8 protein-coding genes are annotated in these 17,319 nt (G+C 63.4%); 4 read left to right on the top strand and 4 right to left on the bottom strand.

The features are described from left to right. Positions 1 to 16: 16 nt before the first annotated feature. From I2H31_RS08805 to I2H31_RS08790, 4 genes are all read right to left on the bottom strand, one after another. A complete protein-coding gene (locus I2H31_RS08805; protein ID WP_230687608.1) occupies positions 17 to 2,803 on the bottom strand; it encodes a glycoside hydrolase family 95 protein in 2,787 nt (928 codons plus the stop codon). A gap of 175 nt (positions 2,804 to 2,978) precedes the next feature. Next, positions 2,979 to 4,532 (bottom strand): glycoside hydrolase family 28 protein, encoded by a 1,554-nt coding sequence (locus I2H31_RS08800; RefSeq protein WP_196292655.1) that lies wholly within the window; start codon positions 4,530 to 4,532, stop codon positions 2,979 to 2,981. Positions 4,533 to 4,636: 104 nt separating this feature from the next. Further along, the gene (locus tag I2H31_RS08795; RefSeq protein ID WP_196292654.1) at positions 4,637 to 6,187 is read right to left on the bottom strand and encodes an MGH1-like glycoside hydrolase domain-containing protein; all 1,551 of its coding nucleotides are present in this window, start codon (positions 6,185 to 6,187) and stop codon (positions 4,637 to 4,639) included. Positions 6,188 to 6,269: 82 nt separating this feature from the next. Then, positions 6,270 to 9,038, bottom strand: coding sequence for an alpha-d-galacturonidase (locus I2H31_RS08790; protein ID WP_230687607.1), 2,769 nt, complete (start codon positions 9,036 to 9,038; stop codon positions 6,270 to 6,272). 667 nt (positions 9,039 to 9,705) lie between these two features. On the opposite strand from I2H31_RS08790, the gene I2H31_RS08785 reads away from it, so the two are divergent. The 4 genes from I2H31_RS08785 to I2H31_RS08770 all read left to right on the top strand — a co-directional run bounded on the left by I2H31_RS08785 (position 9,706) and on the right by I2H31_RS08770 (position 17,239). Continuing rightward, on the top strand, positions 9,706 to 11,337 hold the full coding sequence (locus I2H31_RS08785) for a pectate lyase family protein (RefSeq protein WP_196292653.1): 1,632 nt from the start codon (positions 9,706 to 9,708) through the stop codon (positions 11,335 to 11,337). Positions 11,338 to 11,560: 223 nt separating this feature from the next. Further along, positions 11,561 to 14,698 (top strand): DUF6298 domain-containing protein, encoded by a 3,138-nt coding sequence (locus I2H31_RS08780; RefSeq protein WP_196292652.1) that lies wholly within the window; start codon positions 11,561 to 11,563, stop codon positions 14,696 to 14,698. Between the two features lie 113 nt (positions 14,699 to 14,811). Further along, the gene (locus tag I2H31_RS08775) at positions 14,812 to 16,233 is read left to right on the top strand and encodes a sialate O-acetylesterase (protein ID WP_230687606.1); all 1,422 of its coding nucleotides are present in this window, start codon (positions 14,812 to 14,814) and stop codon (positions 16,231 to 16,233) included. 103 nt (positions 16,234 to 16,336) lie between these two features. After that, on the top strand, positions 16,337 to 17,239 hold the full coding sequence (locus tag I2H31_RS08770; protein WP_196292651.1) for a sugar phosphate isomerase/epimerase family protein: 903 nt from the start codon (positions 16,337 to 16,339) through the stop codon (positions 17,237 to 17,239). Positions 17,240 to 17,319 lie beyond the last annotated feature (80 nt).

Below are 17,319 nucleotides of genomic sequence, written 5' to 3'. Positions count from 1 at the left end.
GTCATTCCGTCTTCGTTCAACGGCGGGCGGGGGCGAGCCCCGCCCCTACGTCCGCCAGCTTATACATTCCGCCCGGTTTCGTCGCAAACCGCAGCTCCTTGCCGCCATACTTCACCACGCACTCCCGCCCGGCTTCCGACTTGATAGCCACGGTTTGCAGCTTGTGCCCGGCCCACTTCAGGTCTACCACAAAGCCGCCGCGGGCGCGCAGGCCGCGCACGCTGCCGGTGGGCCAGGCAGCAGGCAGGGCGGGCAGTAAATCGAGCGCGCCGGCCTGGCTTTGCAGCAGCATTTCGGCCATGCCGGCGGCCCCGCCAAAGTTGCCGTCAATCTGGAAGGGCGGGTGGGCGTCGAAGAGGTTCTTGTACACGCCGCCCTGTTCGGGGCCGGTGCCGTTTTCGGCGGGCGAGAGCAGCTTTTCGAGGATGCGCAGGGCGTGGTCGCCGTCGCGGAAACGAGCCCAGAGGTTCACTTTCCAGGCCAGGCTCCAGCCGGTGCCGCCGTCGCCGCGCTGCGTGAGGGAGGTGCGGGCGGCCTGCATCAGTTGGGGCTCGTTCCAGGTGATGTCAGTGCCCGGAAACACGCCCCACAGGTGCGACTGGTGGCGGTGCGTGTCGGCGGGGTCGTCCTTGTCTTCGAGCCACTCCTGCAGCTGGCCGTGCCGGCCGATTTGGTTCGGGGCCAGCTGGCTGGCTTTAGCAATCCATTCCAATTGCAGGTCAGCGTCCACGCCCAGCACCTTGGCTGCCTCGGCCGTGGTTTTGAACAGTTCCCGGATAATCTGGTGGTCCATGGTGGGGCCGGCCACCAGCCCGCCGTGCTCGGGCGAGTTGGAGGGCGTGCTGATGAGCCAACCGGTGCGTGGGTCTTTCACCAAAAAGCTGGCGTAAAACCGGGCGGCTTCCTTCAGCACGGGGTAGTGGTCGCGCAAAAACCGGCGGTCCTGCGTGAACTGGTAATGCTCCCAAATGGGTTGGCAGAGCCAGGCCGCGCCCGTCACCCAGATGCCGTGGTTGGCGGCGTTGATGGGCGCAGTGCCGGCCCAGATATCGGTGTTGTGGTGCAACACCCAGCCGGGCGCGTTGTAGTGGGCTTTGGCGGTGGCCTGGCCGGCCTGGGCGGCCTCGTCCAGAAACTTGAACAGGGGCGTGGTGCAGGCCGAGAGGTTCAGCACCTCGGCCGGCCAGTAGTTCATTTCCAGGTTGATGTTGGTGGTGTACTTGCTGCCCCAGGAGGGCGTCAGCGACTCGTTCCAGAGGCCCTGCAAATTGGCCGGCAGCCCGCCGGCCCGCGACGACGAAATCAGCAAATAGCGCCCGTACTGCAGGTAGAGCGCCAGCAGCCCGGGGTCGGCGGCGGGGCTGAAGTTCTGGATGCGCCGGTCGGTCGGCAGCTGCTCATTGGGCGTGTGGCCGAGGTCGAGGGCAAAGGGATTGAACAACGGCTGGTAGTCCCGAATGTGGGCCGTCCTGAGGTCTTCGTACAAGACTTTGGACGTACGGTCCAGCACGAGTTGCGCCCGCTGCTCCGGCTGCCCCGATGCGTCCTGGTAGCTCTTGAAATTGGTGGCCGCCACCAAGCACAGCGTGGCATTGCCGGCGTTTTCTATCCGAATCTGGTCATCGGTGACGGTGATGTTGCCGTCCGAAAAAATGCGCAGGTAGCTCACTCCGCGCAACACGCCGTCGCGCACCTGCACCGCGAGGGCCAGCGTGTGGTCGTCGAGCCGGTAGGTTTTGCGCTGGCTGTGGGCGCTGCCCAGCCGCGCCGTGAATGTGAGCTTGCCCTTGGTACCGGCCGTCAGGTGAGTGACCAGCGTTTGGTGCGGGGCGCTGGCAAAGTATTCCCGCGTAAACGCCACCCCGCCCTGCTGGTAAGTAGTTCGGGCCACGGCCCGGCTGATGTCCAGCTCGCGGCGGTACCCGCTCACCGCTCCCGTCTGCGCGAAATCCAGCCACAAATCCCCAAACGGCTGGTACGAAGCCTGGTAGCTGGGGGCCAGCGGCGGGTTGGCATCCTGCACCCAGTACTGCCAGGCGGGGTCCAGCGCCACGCCGGTTTCGGAGGCCGCGCCTTCCGGGTAGGCCACGAAAACCGGCTGCTTTTCCTTCACCCCAATCAGTCCGCCCTTGTCGAAGTAATTGATAACCTGTACCACCACTTCGTTGCGGCCCGGCCGGAGGGCAGCGGCCGGCACCCGGTAGCGCCGCTTCTTGCTGATGCCCTCGTCGGTGCCCACTTGCTGGCCGTTCACGTAGGTCACGTCCGCGTCGCGGATGCGGCCCAGGCTCAGCGTGAGGTCTTTGCCGGCCCAGGCTGCCGGCAGGTCGAAGCTGGTTCGAAACCAGACCGCGCCGTCCAGTCCTTCCAGGCCGGCACTTTCCCAGCCGTTGGGCGTGGGGATGGCCAGGGGTTTCCAGCCGGGCTGGGCCAGGGCCTGCGCCACGCTCACGGCGCGCAGCTTTTGCAGCCAGGCGGCTTTTTCGGCGTCGTAGGTTTCCTCGTGGTCTTTCAGGCCCATGAAATGCTGCTCGGCCAGTTGTTCGGCCTCGGCCTGCTTGCCTTCGGCCAGCAGCTGGCGGATTTGGGGCAGGTACGGCGCGGCGCCGGGCCGGGCGTAGGGGCGCGGCCGGCCGGTCCAGAGCGTGGCTTCGTTGAACTGAATGTGCTCCTGGGCCACACCCCCGAACACCATGCCGCCGAGTCGGCCGTTGCCGAGGGGCAGCGCGTCGGTCCACTTTTCGGCGGGCTGGGCGTACCACAGCTTCAGCGGCTGCTGGGCCGCGGCGGGGAGGGCGAGCAATAGGAGAAAAAAAAGGAGGCGCGGCATTGAAATAGAAATCAGCTTAGAATCAACCTGTCATGCAGAGCGTAGCGAAGCATCTCGCCTGCAGGCGTAATTCAATCAGCAAGTGGAATTAGTGGCGGCAAGCGAGATGCTTCGCTGCGCTCTGCATGACGGTTAGGTTTCACTTCAACTACGGCCCCACCACGCGCTCCGTCACGGCTTCATCTTGCGACACGGGCGCTTTCACGTACTTAAAATTGTTGTTTTGCAGCACAATGCTGCGGGTTTTGGCGCCCTTGAGCTTGAGGTAGGTTTCAGTACCCAGCGCCGGGAAGGAGTTGTAGATGAAGGCATCCTGCACGTTGTTCAGCTCCACCTGCGGGGTGCCGGCCAAGGGCGTGGCGCTGCCCACGCCGTCGAGGCGCAGCAGCTGCACGCTTTCGGCACGCACGGCCGGGCCGAGGGTGGTGTTCACCTGCACGTTGTGAAAGGCGATGTTGCGCGCCTCGCGGATGGTGAAGCCCTGCTTGGCGTCGAGGTTCAGGTTGGAAAACGAGACGTTTTCGATGGGCATTTCGCTCAGGCCGTTCAGCAGGCCGGCCTGGTTGCCCTCGGCGGTGATGTTGCTGAAATGGATGTTGCGGAAACGCGGCGTGCGCTCCGACACCGGCTCCGGCGTGGTTTTGGCGTACTGCATGTCGAGCACAATCATCTGCTCGCGGATGTTCTTCATCACGATGTTGTCGACGCGAATGTCTTCCACCACGCCGCCGCGCCCGCGGGCCGTTTTGATGCGAATGCCGCGGTCGGTGCCGTCAAACACGCAGTTGGAAATCACAATTTTTTTCACCCCGCCCGACATCTCCGAGCCAATGACCACGCCGCCGTGCCCGCTGAGCATGGTGCAGTTGGTGATGGTGTAGTTTTCGGCCGGCACGTTCATTTTGCGGCCGGCCGCGTCCTTGCCCGATTTGATGGTGATGCAGTCGTCGCCCACGCTGATGTGGCAGTTCGAAATGTGCACGTAGCGGCACGACTCGGGGTTGATGCCGTCGGTGTTCGGCGACTTCGGGTTGGTGATTGTGACGCCGGTCACGGTCACGTTTTCGCAGAACTCCGGGTTCACCGTCCAGAACGGCGAGTTGCGGATGGTGATGCCTTCGATGAGCACGTTCTGGCAAAACATGGGCTGAATGAACGGCGGCCGCAGAAACGCCCGGTCAATCACGCCGCCCGCTTCGTCGGGCCTGAGGATGTTGGCGTTGAGCCGCTTGAATTCCTGCTGCCACTTCGAGTCCTGGCTTTTGCGCGACTGCCCTTCGGCGTAGTCCCACCACTTTTTGCCCTGCCCGTCAATAATGCCCCGGCCCCGGATGGTGATGTTCTGCGCCTTGTAAGCGTAGAACAGCGGCGAAAAGCTGGTCACGTCGATGCCCTCGTAGCGCGAAGGCACCATGGGCAGGTAGTCGTCGAAATTGTCGCTGAAGTACAGGATAGCGCCTGCTCCTATCTCAATGGTAATGTTGCTTTTGAGGTGAATGGGGCCGGTGCGGTAGCGCCCGGCCGGGAAGTACACGGTGCCGCCGCCCGCCTTGCTGGCCGCATCAATGGCCTTGGCAATGGCGGCGGTAGCGAGCTTCGTGCTGTCGTTGCGGGCGCCGTATTTCAGCACGTTGTAGTAGTCCTGCGCGCGGGCGGCGGAGATGCTCAGAAGCAGGAGAAAGGCAGCAAGAAAGTGTTTCATAGAAGGTTGGTACGATGTAGAGACGCGACACTTCGCGTCTCGGCGTCTGCGCCATGCGTGGGTCGTTCAACGTTGAGACGCGAAGTGTCGCGTCTCTACATCGTTCATCCCGGCAGCTTAGCCGTCACCCGCTTCAATTCCTTGGCGTGTCCAATTTCCCTGCCATCGGCAAAAATGCGCAGGCCCTGGCCGCGGCCGTATTTCTGGCCGGTTTTGTCCCACACCACCGAAATCATCCGGCCGTGGTAGCGCACCTGGTCGAGGGCAAACCAATCCCACTGGCCGGCGGGCACCAGCGGAAAAACTTCGACCACGTTGTCCGGGCGTGGCTTCAAGCCCACCAAGCCGGTTATCACCAAATCGGCGAAGCCGGAGTGGTTGTAGTAGCTGCTGCGCGGGTTGTCGCCCTTCAGCCACTCGCCGGTTTTTTCGTCTTGATACTCACCTAGGTAAGGCACGCCGTTTTTCTGGTGCGAGCGGGCGTATTTGCGCAGCTCGTCGTAATAAACCTGCGCGCTCATGCCGTCGTGATGCTTGTACTCGGTGAGCAGGTTAGCGAGGCCTTTCAGGGTTTGGGTGGTGGCGTAGGGCCACACGGCGCCGTCCCACTCGCAGCCGTGGCCCGAGCCGTGGGTGCGGAAGCCCGGCGCCCGGCGCTCGGCCGTGGTGAGGCCCCAGGGCGCCCGGAAACCGCCTTCATCAGTCAATTGCGCCCACTGCTTGGCGTACTGCGGCTTGTCGGCGGGCAAATTGAAATACCAGGGAATGTAGCCCAGCTCCTCCCGCGCCTCGCAGAGGCCGCCCTTGGCATACTGCACCTTGAAAAAGCTGGCTTTGGGGTCCCAGAGCGTCTTTTGCACGTCGGCGCGGAGCTGCTGGGCTTTGGCGGCGTATGTGCGCTCCAGGGTATCGTTTTTGGCCAGTTTGGCCATGGCGGCCAGGGCTTTGGCATTGCCGTACATGTAGCTGTTGATGGTGGGCCGCACGTTCTGCTCCTTGCGCCCGCCGCTGATGGATTCCTCCATGGCATCGCGCACGTCGTACTGCCAAAACAGGCCGCTGGGCAGCCGGCGCTCCTTTTCCCACTGCCGGTAATCGGCGCTGAGCGCGGGCAGCAGTTCCTGCACAAATGCCTGGTTGTTATTTACTTCATACAGGCCATACACCGCATCCTGCAGCCAGCTGCTGAAGCTGTGCAGCTTGGCATTCACCTGCGGCTGCCGGGCCGTGAGCCAGAAGCGCGTGTACTGGTCGATGTACTGCGGGTCGTGCAGCCAGCGCCCTTCGTTGAGATGGTGCCCCAGCGCGCTGCTGATGGTGTTGTAGGGCCCGGCGTGCTTCATCGGCGTAATGAACTCCGTGAACACGTAGCCGTCGGGCGTCTGCTTGAGGTGCTTGCGGAAGGTCCACCAGCGGTAGTAGTACGTTTCCTGAATGGCCGAGTCGGGGCACTCAAACAGCGGCACCTGCCGGGCCAGCCAGTCGGCCGCCTGGGCGTTGGGCACGAGGTTGATGACGTCTTCCTTGTCCAGGGCATTGAAGCGGGCCACGCTGGCGCGCAGGTGCTCGGGCGTGAGCACGGGCGCGGGCTGCTGGGCAGCGGCCAGGGCGGTGCTGAGCAGGCTGAGAGCAAAAAGCAAGCGAGTGGGTTTCATAGCAAGGAAAGTAGCGCGGACTTTGTAGTCCGCGGCAGGTCAGGTTATCAACGACGCGGACTACAAAGTCCGCGCTACATAGCTACTCAAACAACCAATCCAATTCGCCCACCTTCCGCACCCCTTCGCCCAGTCCGGCATCATAGGTGCGCAGCGGCTGCGTGGCATCCACGAAACCCAACACCACACAAGACCCGCGGGCCAGGTTGAGCGTGTGCGTGCCGGCTTTGAAGGAGTAAGCGTGCACGTTCACGGGCGGCATTCCTTCAATTGCCAGGGCATTCAAAATCTTGCTGTCGGCCTGGCCGTAGTCGTTGGCGCTGGCGTCAATTTCCAGGGTGGGAACGGGCAGGTAGCGCGGGCTTTTCTGGGTGAAAAACCCAACCAGCACCTGCACCGGCTTTTTGGTTGAAAACCGGATTTCGGTGCCCTGGGCTACCTGCTGCGCCCGGCTAAACAGGACCCCTTCCAGCCCGGCCAATTCGGGCGCAAAGGCCGTGATGCGGGCCGTGGTATCGGCAAAAGCCGGCTGGCCGGCGGCTATCCACAGGGGCTGTGGCTTCTTGTTCAGCAGCACCACCGGGGCGTTGCGGAGCACCTGGGCTTTCGGGGTAGCTACGCTGCTTTTCGCCGTTTTCAATGAGTCGAGGTTGTGCTGAAAATCGGCCAACTCGCGCTGGTACACGGGCAGCATTTCCGCCCAGGTTTTGTAGGTGCCGTCCACGCCGCGCATCGGGATTTTTCGCTGCGAGGTTTGCATGCTGTTGGCGTAGAGGTAGGTGCCCTTGGTGAGGCCGACCAGCTTCTGCCAGTGCGCCACGCTGCTTTGCAACAGGGGCACGGCGGCGGCCAGGTCCTGCACGTTGTGCGAGTACTTGTAGCGCAGCACCTGCAACGCGGCCCGCGCCTTTTCGGCATAGAAATTGGCCAGCGCGTCCTGGCAGTACATATCGTTTTTCAGGCGCTCAAACTCGGCCTTGTCCCTGGTGATGGCGGGCGCGGCGCGCTCGATGGCGGCCACGGCGGCCCGGCCGTGCGCCACCACTTCGGCGGCCACCTGCGGCGGGGTTTCGCCCACGTGCTTCTCCCCTTTTGCCTCCTTCTCGGCGTACTCGATAATCATCTCGCCCTCCGGCGCCTCCGACTCATACAGCAGCGTAAACAAGCCGTAGCGCTTGGGGTCAATCAGCTGGTTCATGAGCATGCCCAGCGTGAGCGTCTGCCGGTTGCCGTCCGTGATGCCGTAGCGGCGCAGCAGCTTGGGCTCGATTTCGCCGGCCTGCTCATAGGCTTCCAGAATCTGCTCGCCGGCCTGCTCGTCGCAGCCGAATTTTGCGCCCAGCTCCTTGCCCCAGTAGGCAATTTCGGCCGGGCGGGGGCGGTCGGCGTGCCAGGCGTAGCGGGCCCAGGCCTGGTACCAAATCCAGTCGCGGTCGACTTCCAGCTGCCGGCCGGCCACGTTGTCGGCCGAGTAGGGCCAGTCCCAGTACGAGGCCTGCGGGTAGAGGTGCAGGCCGTTGGCGCCGTAGGTGCGGTGCATGGCCTGCACCGATTTCTGAATGAAATCGGCCGAGCCGTAGCGGAACGGTTCCAGGTTGGCCAGGATGTGCACGTTCTCGATGTGCACCGAATTCATGCCGCTCAGCTGGCGGTGGAGCTCGGCCCAGGAGCCGCGCGGCGTGTAGGTGGTGAGGGCTTCGCCGTTGAATTTGGCTTCGGTGTAGAGGTTTTTGTAGAGCGGCAGCGCGGCGGTGATGACGCGGGGAGCGTCGGTGTCGTGGGCGCGCAGCACGATGGGCGGCTGCTCGGTCTGGCCCAGCGCCTTGAGGCCGTCCTGCACGCCGGGAATGATGGTTTTCGTGAACCAGTCCACGTCGTCCTGGCCGGCGCCTTCCATGGCCTCGCCCAGGGCCACCATCAGGCCCACGTGCGGGTACTTCTCCACGAAGGCGGCGATGGACTTGCGGGTGTAGTCCGCAATGAGCGGCACGATGGGCCGGGCGCGGTCCTGGGTTTTAATCTTGTAGTGCTCGGCGAAGGGCTTGGAAACGATGATGTTGTAGAACATCTGAATCACCCAGATGCCGCGCTTGTCGGCTTCCTCGGTCAGGAAGCGGTACATCTCTTCGTTCTTCCGAAACGTGGCGTCGTCCACTTCCACCGCAAACGGGTAGTCCTTCAGCCGCACCAGCGAGGCAAACGGGTGGCCGTTCCAGAGGTAGAGCGAGTTCAGCCGGTTGTCGGCCATCATGTCGAGGTACTTAATCCACAGGGCCTTGTCGTAGAGCCAGGGAAAGGTTTCGGGCGTGTACGGGTACTCGTACACGCCGCGGCCGGGCAGGTACGTGGGCTTCTGCACGCCGATGCAGGTGCCGCGCAGCACCATTTCGGGCTGGTCGGTGAGGTGCAGGTTGTCGCTGAGCCGGCCCTGGTTTTTCACCTGCCCGGCCAGTTCCAGGCAGCCGTAGAGCGCGCCCGAATTATCGGCTCCGCTGATGAGCAGGGCGTCGTCTTTGGCCGACGTAATGGCGAAGCCTTCCTTGCCCGGCGCCTGGTCAGAAGTTGCGCGGAAGGCGGCCGTGGCTTGCCGCACCAGCGGGTCGGCGGCCTGGCCGATTACGATGAGGCCCTTGGTTTTCGGCAGCTTATCGGCCTGCTGCACCTGCACCTGGTAGCCGGCGGCACGCAGGGCGGCAGCCAGCCGGCCGGCCCCGTATTGCAGCCGGGAATGGGCTTTTTGGGGCAGCAGAATGGTGCGGGTTTTGGCAGCCTTTTGGCGTGCTGTAGGGACGCAATAGGTTGCGTCTCGGCGGCCGCGCCGTGCGGGTTTCGTCCAGGCATCGTCGTTCAACCAAGAGACGCGAAGGGTCGCGTCCCTACGCCCTGCGGAGGGCTCCGGCGCCGCATGGGCAGCGACGGAAACTTGGGCCGCACCCAGTAGCAAGCCGACAAACAGGAACGCGCGGCAAGCAAGGTGATTCCAACGGTTCTGGCGCGCTGGCAATTTGCTGAAGCAGGAAGTGGAATTGACAAATGGCATCAGGTCAAAAGTATTGGCGGGCGGCCCGGCTTTCGTGTACCATCTTCTCCGCGTGTTGTAGCATGTTGCCATGGCAAAACGGGCAGCCTCAGTGCGGCCAAAGCGGCGGCGCTTGCCTCGTTGCGGCCGCGGCCATTGCCACCAAAAGCCGCGGCCGGAGCACTGGATTCTTCTTCAGGTAAGCGTTTCCTCACCTCCTGCCCTGAGTTGGCCCACCCGACACAAGAAGCGAAAAACTGCCGTTTTTGGGCTGATTCTCTGCTTGCACACTGCTTCCCGAAGACAAGCCGCAGGCTTATGGCAAGGAAAAGCCGGCGGAAAAGGCCGCGCCGGTGTACGCCGATTTCCGCCCGGCCAGCCGGCTCGTACCGCTCAAAAGGGCGAATGATAACATCCTACACAGGGTCGAGAAAATGGTATAGGTGCCGGCCGGGTTTGCCTCGTTATTTCGCTTCGGTCAAACTCCTCCTTTCCGCCCATGAAAAAACCGCTTGCTTCCCTCTGCGCCTTAGGCCTCTTCGTCACAACGCAGCATGCGGCGCACGCCCAGTACCCGTCCATCCCGCCGGATATTCAGAAGGCCAGCGCCGAGCTGATGGCCCAGGCCAGCCGGCAGTCCGAAATTGCCTGGAACAAGGCCTGGCCCATCATCCAGAAGGAGCAGCGCGAGGGCAAGCCCTACATTCCGTGGGCGGCCCGACCCATTGATTTGCCGCAGGCCAGCATCCCGGCATTTCCGGGTGCGGAGGGCGGGGGCGCTTTCACGTTTGGCGGGCGCGGCGGCCGCGTGCTGGTGGTGACCAGCCTGGCCGACAGCGGCCCCGGCAGCCTGCGCGAGGCCTGCGAGCAGGGCGGCGCGCGCATCGTGGTGTTCAACGTGGCCGGCATCATCCGGCTGAAAACACCGCTCATCATCCGGGCGCCCTACATCAGCATCGAGGGCCAGAGCGCGCCCGGCGACGGCATTTGCGTGGCCGGCGAGTCGGTGTGGCTGAACACGCACGACGTGCTGGTGCGCTTCATGCGCTTCCGCCGCGGCGAGACGAACGTGGGCCGGCGCGATGACTCCATCGGCGGCAACCCGGTGGGCAACATCATGATTGACCACGTCTCGGCGAGTTGGGGGCTGGACGAAAACATGTCGATGTACCGCCACATGTACAACGACAGCACCGGCATTCCGGAGCAGAAGCTGGGCACGGTGAACATCACCATCCAGAACTCCATTTTCTCGGAAGCGCTCGATACTTGGAACCACGCTTTCGGCAGCACGCTGGGCGGCGAGAACTGCACGTTCATGCGCAACCTGTGGGCCGACAACGCCGGCCGCAACCCGTCCATTGGCTGGAACGGGGTGTTCAATTTCGCCAATAACGTGATGTTTAACTGGGTGCACCGCTCCACCGACGGCGGCGACTACCGCGCCCTCTACAACATCATCAACAACTACTACAAGCCCGGGCCCTCCACGCCGAAGGACACCAACATCGGCCACCGCATTCTCAAGCCCGAATCGGGCCGCAGCAAGCTGAAGTACCAGGTGTACGGCCGCGCCTACGTGGCCGGCAACATCGTGGAAGGCTTCCCCGAGGTGACCAAGGACAACTGGAACGGCGGCGTGCAGGTGGAAGAACTGCCCAACGCCGGCAAGTACCAGGCCGACATGAAGGTGGACAAACCGCTGCCGATGCCGGAAATCACCATCATTCCGGCCGACAAAGCCTACAGCTACGTGCTGGAAAACGCCGGCGCCACCCTGCCCAAGCGCGACCCCGTGGATGCCCGCGTGATTCAGCAGGTGCGCACCGGCAAAATCGACTACATCAAAAACGTGAAGCTGCCCACCACGCAGTTTGAGCACCGCCGCCTGCCGATTGATTCCTACAAGCAAGGCATCATCACGGACCCCATTCAAGTAGGTGGCTACCCTACCTATGCTGGCAAGCCCTACATCGATTCCGACAAGGACGGCATGCCCGACGACTACGAAAAGAAGAACGGCTTCGACCCCAAGAATGCGGCCGACGCGGCGGCCATTGCCAAAAACGGCTACGCCAACATTGAGAACTACCTCAACAGCCTGGTGGCGCTGAATACGGTGAAGCCCTAAGTAGCTGCTGAATTTATGGCAATGAACGTGAGGACTATTTTCGGATTTCGACAAAATAGTCCACAAAAATCAGCCGCATTTCGTGGACTATTTTGTCGAAATCCGAAAATAGTCCACAACCCTAGCTAGTGCTCATTGTGCATGGTCGTTCCAGTGGCGGATGGCGCTTTACCAGAACGATGTGCTGAATACTGCACGAGTCAGCGCCAACCAATTTCTTCCCGTGCCTCACCCCACCCGCACCTTTTACTTCCTGCTCCTCTCCGGCCTGCTCGCCGCCGGCCCAGCCGCCGCGCAGAAGCCCGCCAAGCCAGCCCCGCCGCCCGGCCCCATCGAGTTCAAGGACGGCAAACTGAGCTACGCGTCGGATTCGCTGGGCAATCGGGTGCCGGACTTTTCTTATGCCGGCTACCGCGCGGGCGAGGCGGCCATTCCTACGGCCGCCATCAAGGTGACGGTGCCGGTGAAGGCGGGCGATGCCACGGCGCGCATTCAGTCGGCGCTGGATTACGTGGCGGGCTTGCCGGTGGGCAAGGATGGGCTGCGCGGGGCGGTATTGTTGGATAAAGGCACCTACGAGGTAGCAGGGCGGCTGTTCATCCGCGCTTCGGGCGTGGTGCTGCGCGGCAGCAGCATGGGCGAGGGCGGCACCGTCGTCGTCGGCACGGGCGTGAGCCGCGACCACCTGCTGACCGTGGGCGGGCGCAACGACCGCAAGTTTGAAACCGCGCTGGCCATCACCGACAAGTACGTGCCGGTGAATGCCCGCACGCTGAAAGTCGCTAACGCCAGCGCTTTCAAAGTGGGCGACCGGGTGCAGGTGCGGCGGCCCAGCACAGCCGCTTGGGTGCACAAGCTGGGCATGGAAACCTTTGGCGGCGGCTTGTCTTCTTTGGGCTGGAAAGCCGGCCAGCGCGACCTTGCCTGGGACCGGCAGGTAGTGGCCGTGGATGCCAACGGTATTACGCTGGATGCCCCGCTAACCACTGCGCTCGACCAAACTTACGGCGGCGGCACCGTGGCCCGCTACACCTGGCCGGGCCTGATTTCGCAGGCGGGCGTAGAAAACCTGCGGCTGGAATCAACCTTCGACGCAGCCAACCCGAAAGACGAAAACCACCGCTGGGTGGCCATTGACATTGAAAACGCTCAGGATGCCTGGGTGCGGCAGGTAGCGTTTCGGCACTTCGCGGGCTCGGCCGTGTTGGCGCAGGCTACCACGCGCCGCCTGACGGTGGAGGACTGCATTTCCACCGAGCCAGTGTCGGAAATTGGCAACGAGCGGCGCAATACGTTCTACACGCTGGGCTCGCAAACGCTGTTTCAGCGGCTTTATACTGAGCAGGGCTACCACGATTTTGCCTTGGGCTTTTGCGCGTCGGGGCCGAATGCCTTCGTGCAGTGCGAGGCCGAGCAGGCCCTGAGCTTCAGCGGCGGCGTAGATAGCTGGGCCTCGGGCGTGCTGTTCGACATCATCAAGGAGTACGGTCAGGCCCTGCGCTTCGGCAATCGTGAGATGGACGGGCAAGGGGCTGGCTGGGCCGTGGCCAACAGCGTGTTCTGGCAATGCACCGCCGCCCGCGTGGACTGCTACCAGCCGCCCACGGCCCAAAACTGGGCCTTTGGCACCTGGGCCCAGTTTGCCGGCAACGGCTTCTGGGACCAGTCCAACGAAAACATCAACCCGCGTAGCCTCTACTATGCGCAGCTGCAGGAGCGGCTGGGCGATGTGGCCAAGGCCCGCGCCATCCTGCTGCCCGTGCCCACCGAGGCCAGCAGCAGCCCCAAAGTGGCCGTGGCCCAGGAGCTGACGCGCCTCTCGGTGAACCCCGCCCCTACCGTGCGGGAATTGGTGCAAGCCGCGCCCACGCGCCAGCCCATTGCTACCCAGAACTCGGCCCTGAGCATCGATAAGCTGAAGATAAAAACGGCCCCGGCGCCCACCTACGCGGCCCCGCTGCAAGTGGCGCAGGGGGTGCTGGTGCGCGGCAACGCCCTCGTGCTGGGCCGCCGCCAGGAGGTGCCCTGGTGGAACGGCAGCGCCCGCCCCTATGGCCTGCTCAACCCCAGGCCGCACATCACGCGCTTCGTGCCGGGCCAGATTGGCCGCGGGCTGACCGATGATTTAGCGGAAATGACCGACTCGATGCGGGCCCAGAACGTGGTGGCCCTGCACCACAACTACGGCCTGTGGTACGAGCGCCGGCGCGACGACCACGAGCGCATTCGCCGCATGGACGGCGAGGTATGGGCACCGTTCTACGAGTTGCCCTTCGCCCGCAGCGGCACCGGCCAGGCCTGGGACGGCCTCAGCCGCTACGACCTTACCAAGTACAATGCCTGGTACTGGAACCGCCTGAACCAGTTCGCCGATTTGGCTGACCAGAAGGGCCTCGTGCTGCTCAATCAGCACTATTTCCAGCACAATATCATCGAGGCCGGCGCGCATTACGCCGACTTCCCCTGGCGCCCGGTGAACAACGTGAACAACACCGGCTTCCCGGAACCGCCGCCCTACGCCGGCGACAAGCGCATCTTCATGGCCGAGCAGTTTTACGACGTGACCGATGCCACGCGCCGGCCGCTGCACCGCGCCTACATCCGCCAGTGCCTCGCCAATTTCAAGGGCCAGACCGGCGTTATTCACCTCATTGGGGCTGAATTTACCGGGCCGCTGGCCTTCGTGCAGTTCTGGCTCGATACCATCAAGGAATGGGAAGCCGAAACCGGCCAGCACGCCACCATCGCCCTGAGTACCACCAAGGATGTGCAGGACGCCATCCTAGCCGATGCGGCGCGGGCCAAGGTGGTCGATGTCATCGACATTAACTACTGGCACTACCAGTTCAACGGCCAGGCCTACGCCCCGGCCGGCGGCCAGAACCTGGCCCCGCGCCAGCACGCCCGCCTCACGCCGCCCAAGCGCAGCTCGTTCGAGCAGGTGTACCGGGCCGTGCGCGAGTACCGCCAGCAATTTCCCGACAAAGCGGTGCTGTATTCGGCTGATGGCTACGATGCCTTCGGTTGGGCCGTGCTGCTGGCGGGCGGCTCGCTGGCCAGCCTGCCCCGCGTGGCCGACGCCGGCTTTGCAACGGCCGTGGCCGGGATGAAGCCCATAGAACTGCCCGGCAAGCCCGCCGACCAGTGGGCGATGAGCGACGGCAAAACCGGCCTGCTGCTGTACCGGGAAGGCCAGTCGCCGGTGCAGGTGGATTTGTCGGGGATGAGCGGCACGTTCGCCGTGCGTCACATCAACCCGAAAACCGGTGCGCTAACCAACACAAAAGAGACCGTGAAAGGCGGAAAAACCGTCACGCTGAACAGTGTCGGAGCGGAAGTCATTTGGCTAGCGAAGAAATGAAGAGGCCGATAGAACAGTGTAGAGACGCAATACTTTGCGTCTCGTCGTTGAACGACGACGTTCGAACGATGTCGCCCAAACAATGCGGACGGCTCGTATTCAATCGTTCAACGATGAGACGCAAAGTATTGCGTCTCTACCTCGTGCTGGCTCTTTTCCTATCCATTCCCGCCCGCGCCACCATCACGCTGCCCCGCATTCTCGGGCACGACATGGTGCTGCAGCGCGAGAAGCCGGTGCCCATCTGGGGCACGGCCGCGCCGGGTGAGGCCGTGACGGTGCAGTTTGCGGGCCAGCGCGCCAGCACCAAGGCCGATGCAGCGGGCAAGTGGCAGGTGCTGCTCAAGCCGCTCAAAGCCTCGGCCACGCCGGCGGAGCTGGTTATCAGCGGCAGCAACACCATCCGGCTGCGCAATATTTTGGTGGGCGAGGTTTGGGTGTGTTCGGGGCAGTCGAACATGGAATACACCATGCGCAAAAACAGCAAGGTGACGCGCCCCGACGTGCCCGGCCCCAATCCGGTGGACGAGCTGAACGTGGCCCACAATCCCGCCATCCGCATTTTCCTGGTCAACCGCAAGACGCTGCCCAAGCCCGATACGCTGCACCACGACTGGGCCATCGCCCAGGATTCGGCCCTTCGCTCGTTTTCGGCGGCAGCGTATTTCTTCGCCAAAGAGCTGAACCAGCGCCTTGACGTGCCGGTGGGCATGGTGGCCACTTCGGTGCCCGGCAGCCGAATCGAGCCCTGGATTTCAGGAGAGGCTTTTGCCAAAGACCCGGCCTTTGCGGGCAAGAAAGTGGACGGCGACCCCGGAAAATTCTGGGAGACGATGGTGCGGCCGCTGGCGCCGCTGGCGGTGCGCGGGTTCCTCTGGTACCAGGGCGAAAGCAATTGCTTTCTGGCCGAAACCACGACGTACAACCAGAAAATGCGCACGCTCATCGGCAGCTGGCGCGCGGCCTGGGACGACGCCAACCTGCCGTTCTACTACGTGTCGCTGGCCCCGTTCAAGTACTCCGACACCCACGACAAAGTGGTGCTGACGCGCGAGACCCTGCCGCTGTTCCGTGAGGCGCAGGCAGCGGTGCTGCAAGAGCCGCACACGGGCATGATAGAAACCACCGATTTGGCCACCGCCGAAGGCGGCATTCACCCCGGCTTCAAGTGGGAAATTGGGCGGCGGCTGGCCTTGCTGGCGCTCGCCGACACTTACAAAATGCCCGGCGTGGTGGCCGAAGGGCCGGTTTTCCGCAGCTTGAAAGTGAAGGGCAACGTGGCCGCGGTTTCGTTTGCCTCGGCCACGCCGCTTGTCAGCAAAGACGGCCAGGCGCTGACGAATTTCGTCATTGCCGGCCCGGATGGCGTGTTTGTGCCCGCGCAGGCCCGCATCGAGGGTCAGCAGGTGCTGGTGTCGGCGCCGGGCGTGGCGCACCCCACGGCCGTGCGCTTCGGCTGGGACGAAGTGGCCCAACCCAACCTTTTTTCAACGGCGGGGCTGCCGGCCCGGCCTTTTAGAACCGACCGGCCCTGATGTAGGGGCGGGGCCTGTCCCCGCCCGGGCGCCTGCACCGCTGCAACGATTTCGCTCAACGACGGGCGGGGACAGGCCCCGCCCCTACACCGTTCAACTTGTTATGCCCCAACCCCTTTCCCGCCGCAATTTCCTTTCCACCAGCGCCTTATTAACCGGCGGCCTGCTCCTGCCCAATTGGGCCAATGCCCTTGTACCCACCAAAAAGAAGCTGACCTACAAAGTGGCGGTGGTTGATTTGATGATTCTGAAGCGCCAGAAGCTGGGCGCGTTGCAGCTTACTAAGGACATCGGGGCCGACGGCGTGGAAATCGACATGGGCGGCCTGGGCCAGCGCGAAACCTTCGACAATCAGCTTGCCAAGCCCGAAATCCGCCAGCAGTTCATCGACAAGGCCAAGGAGCTGAACCTGGAAATCTGCTCGCTGGCCATGACCGGTTTCTACGCCCAGTCCTTCGCCACGCGCCCGACTTATGAGCGCATGATTCAGGACTGCATCGACACCATGAAGCAACTGAACGTGAAGGTTGCTTTTCTGCCCCTCGGCACGCAGGGCGACCTGCGCAAGAACCCCGAACTGCGGCCCGCCATCGTGGAGCGGCTGAAAGTGGTGGGCAAAATGGCCCAGAAAGCGGACGTCGTCATCGGCATCGAAACGGCGCTGGATGCCAAAGGCGAGGTGGAGTTGCTGCGCGAAATCGGCTCGAAACACATCCAGATTTACTTCAACTTCTCGAACCCGCTCAAGGAAGGCCGCGACCTGCACCAGGAGCTGAAAACCCTGGGCCGCAAGCGCATCTGCCAGATGCACGCCACCGACGAGGACGGCGTGTGGCTGCAAAACAACACCCGCCTGGACATGAACAAGGTGAAGCAAACCCTGGCCGACATGGGCTGGGAAGGCTGGCTGGTGATTGAACGCTCGCGCGACGCCAACGACGCCCGCAACGTGAAGAAGAACTTCGGGGCCAACGCGGCCTATTTGAAGTCGATTTTCCAGAGCTGATGTAGCGCGGACTCTGCGAGTCCGCGCCCACGCGAATAGCCCAACCATGCGCGGACTCGCAGCGTCCACGCTACATCCCA

The sequence above is a fragment of the Hymenobacter ruricola genome (assembly GCF_015694525.1).
In the GTDB taxonomy this organism is placed as follows: Bacteria; Bacteroidota; Bacteroidia; order Cytophagales; family Hymenobacteraceae; genus Hymenobacter; species Hymenobacter ruricola.
Note: the sequence above shows the minus strand (reverse complement) of the source record. Positions and strands in the feature narration are given on the sequence as shown.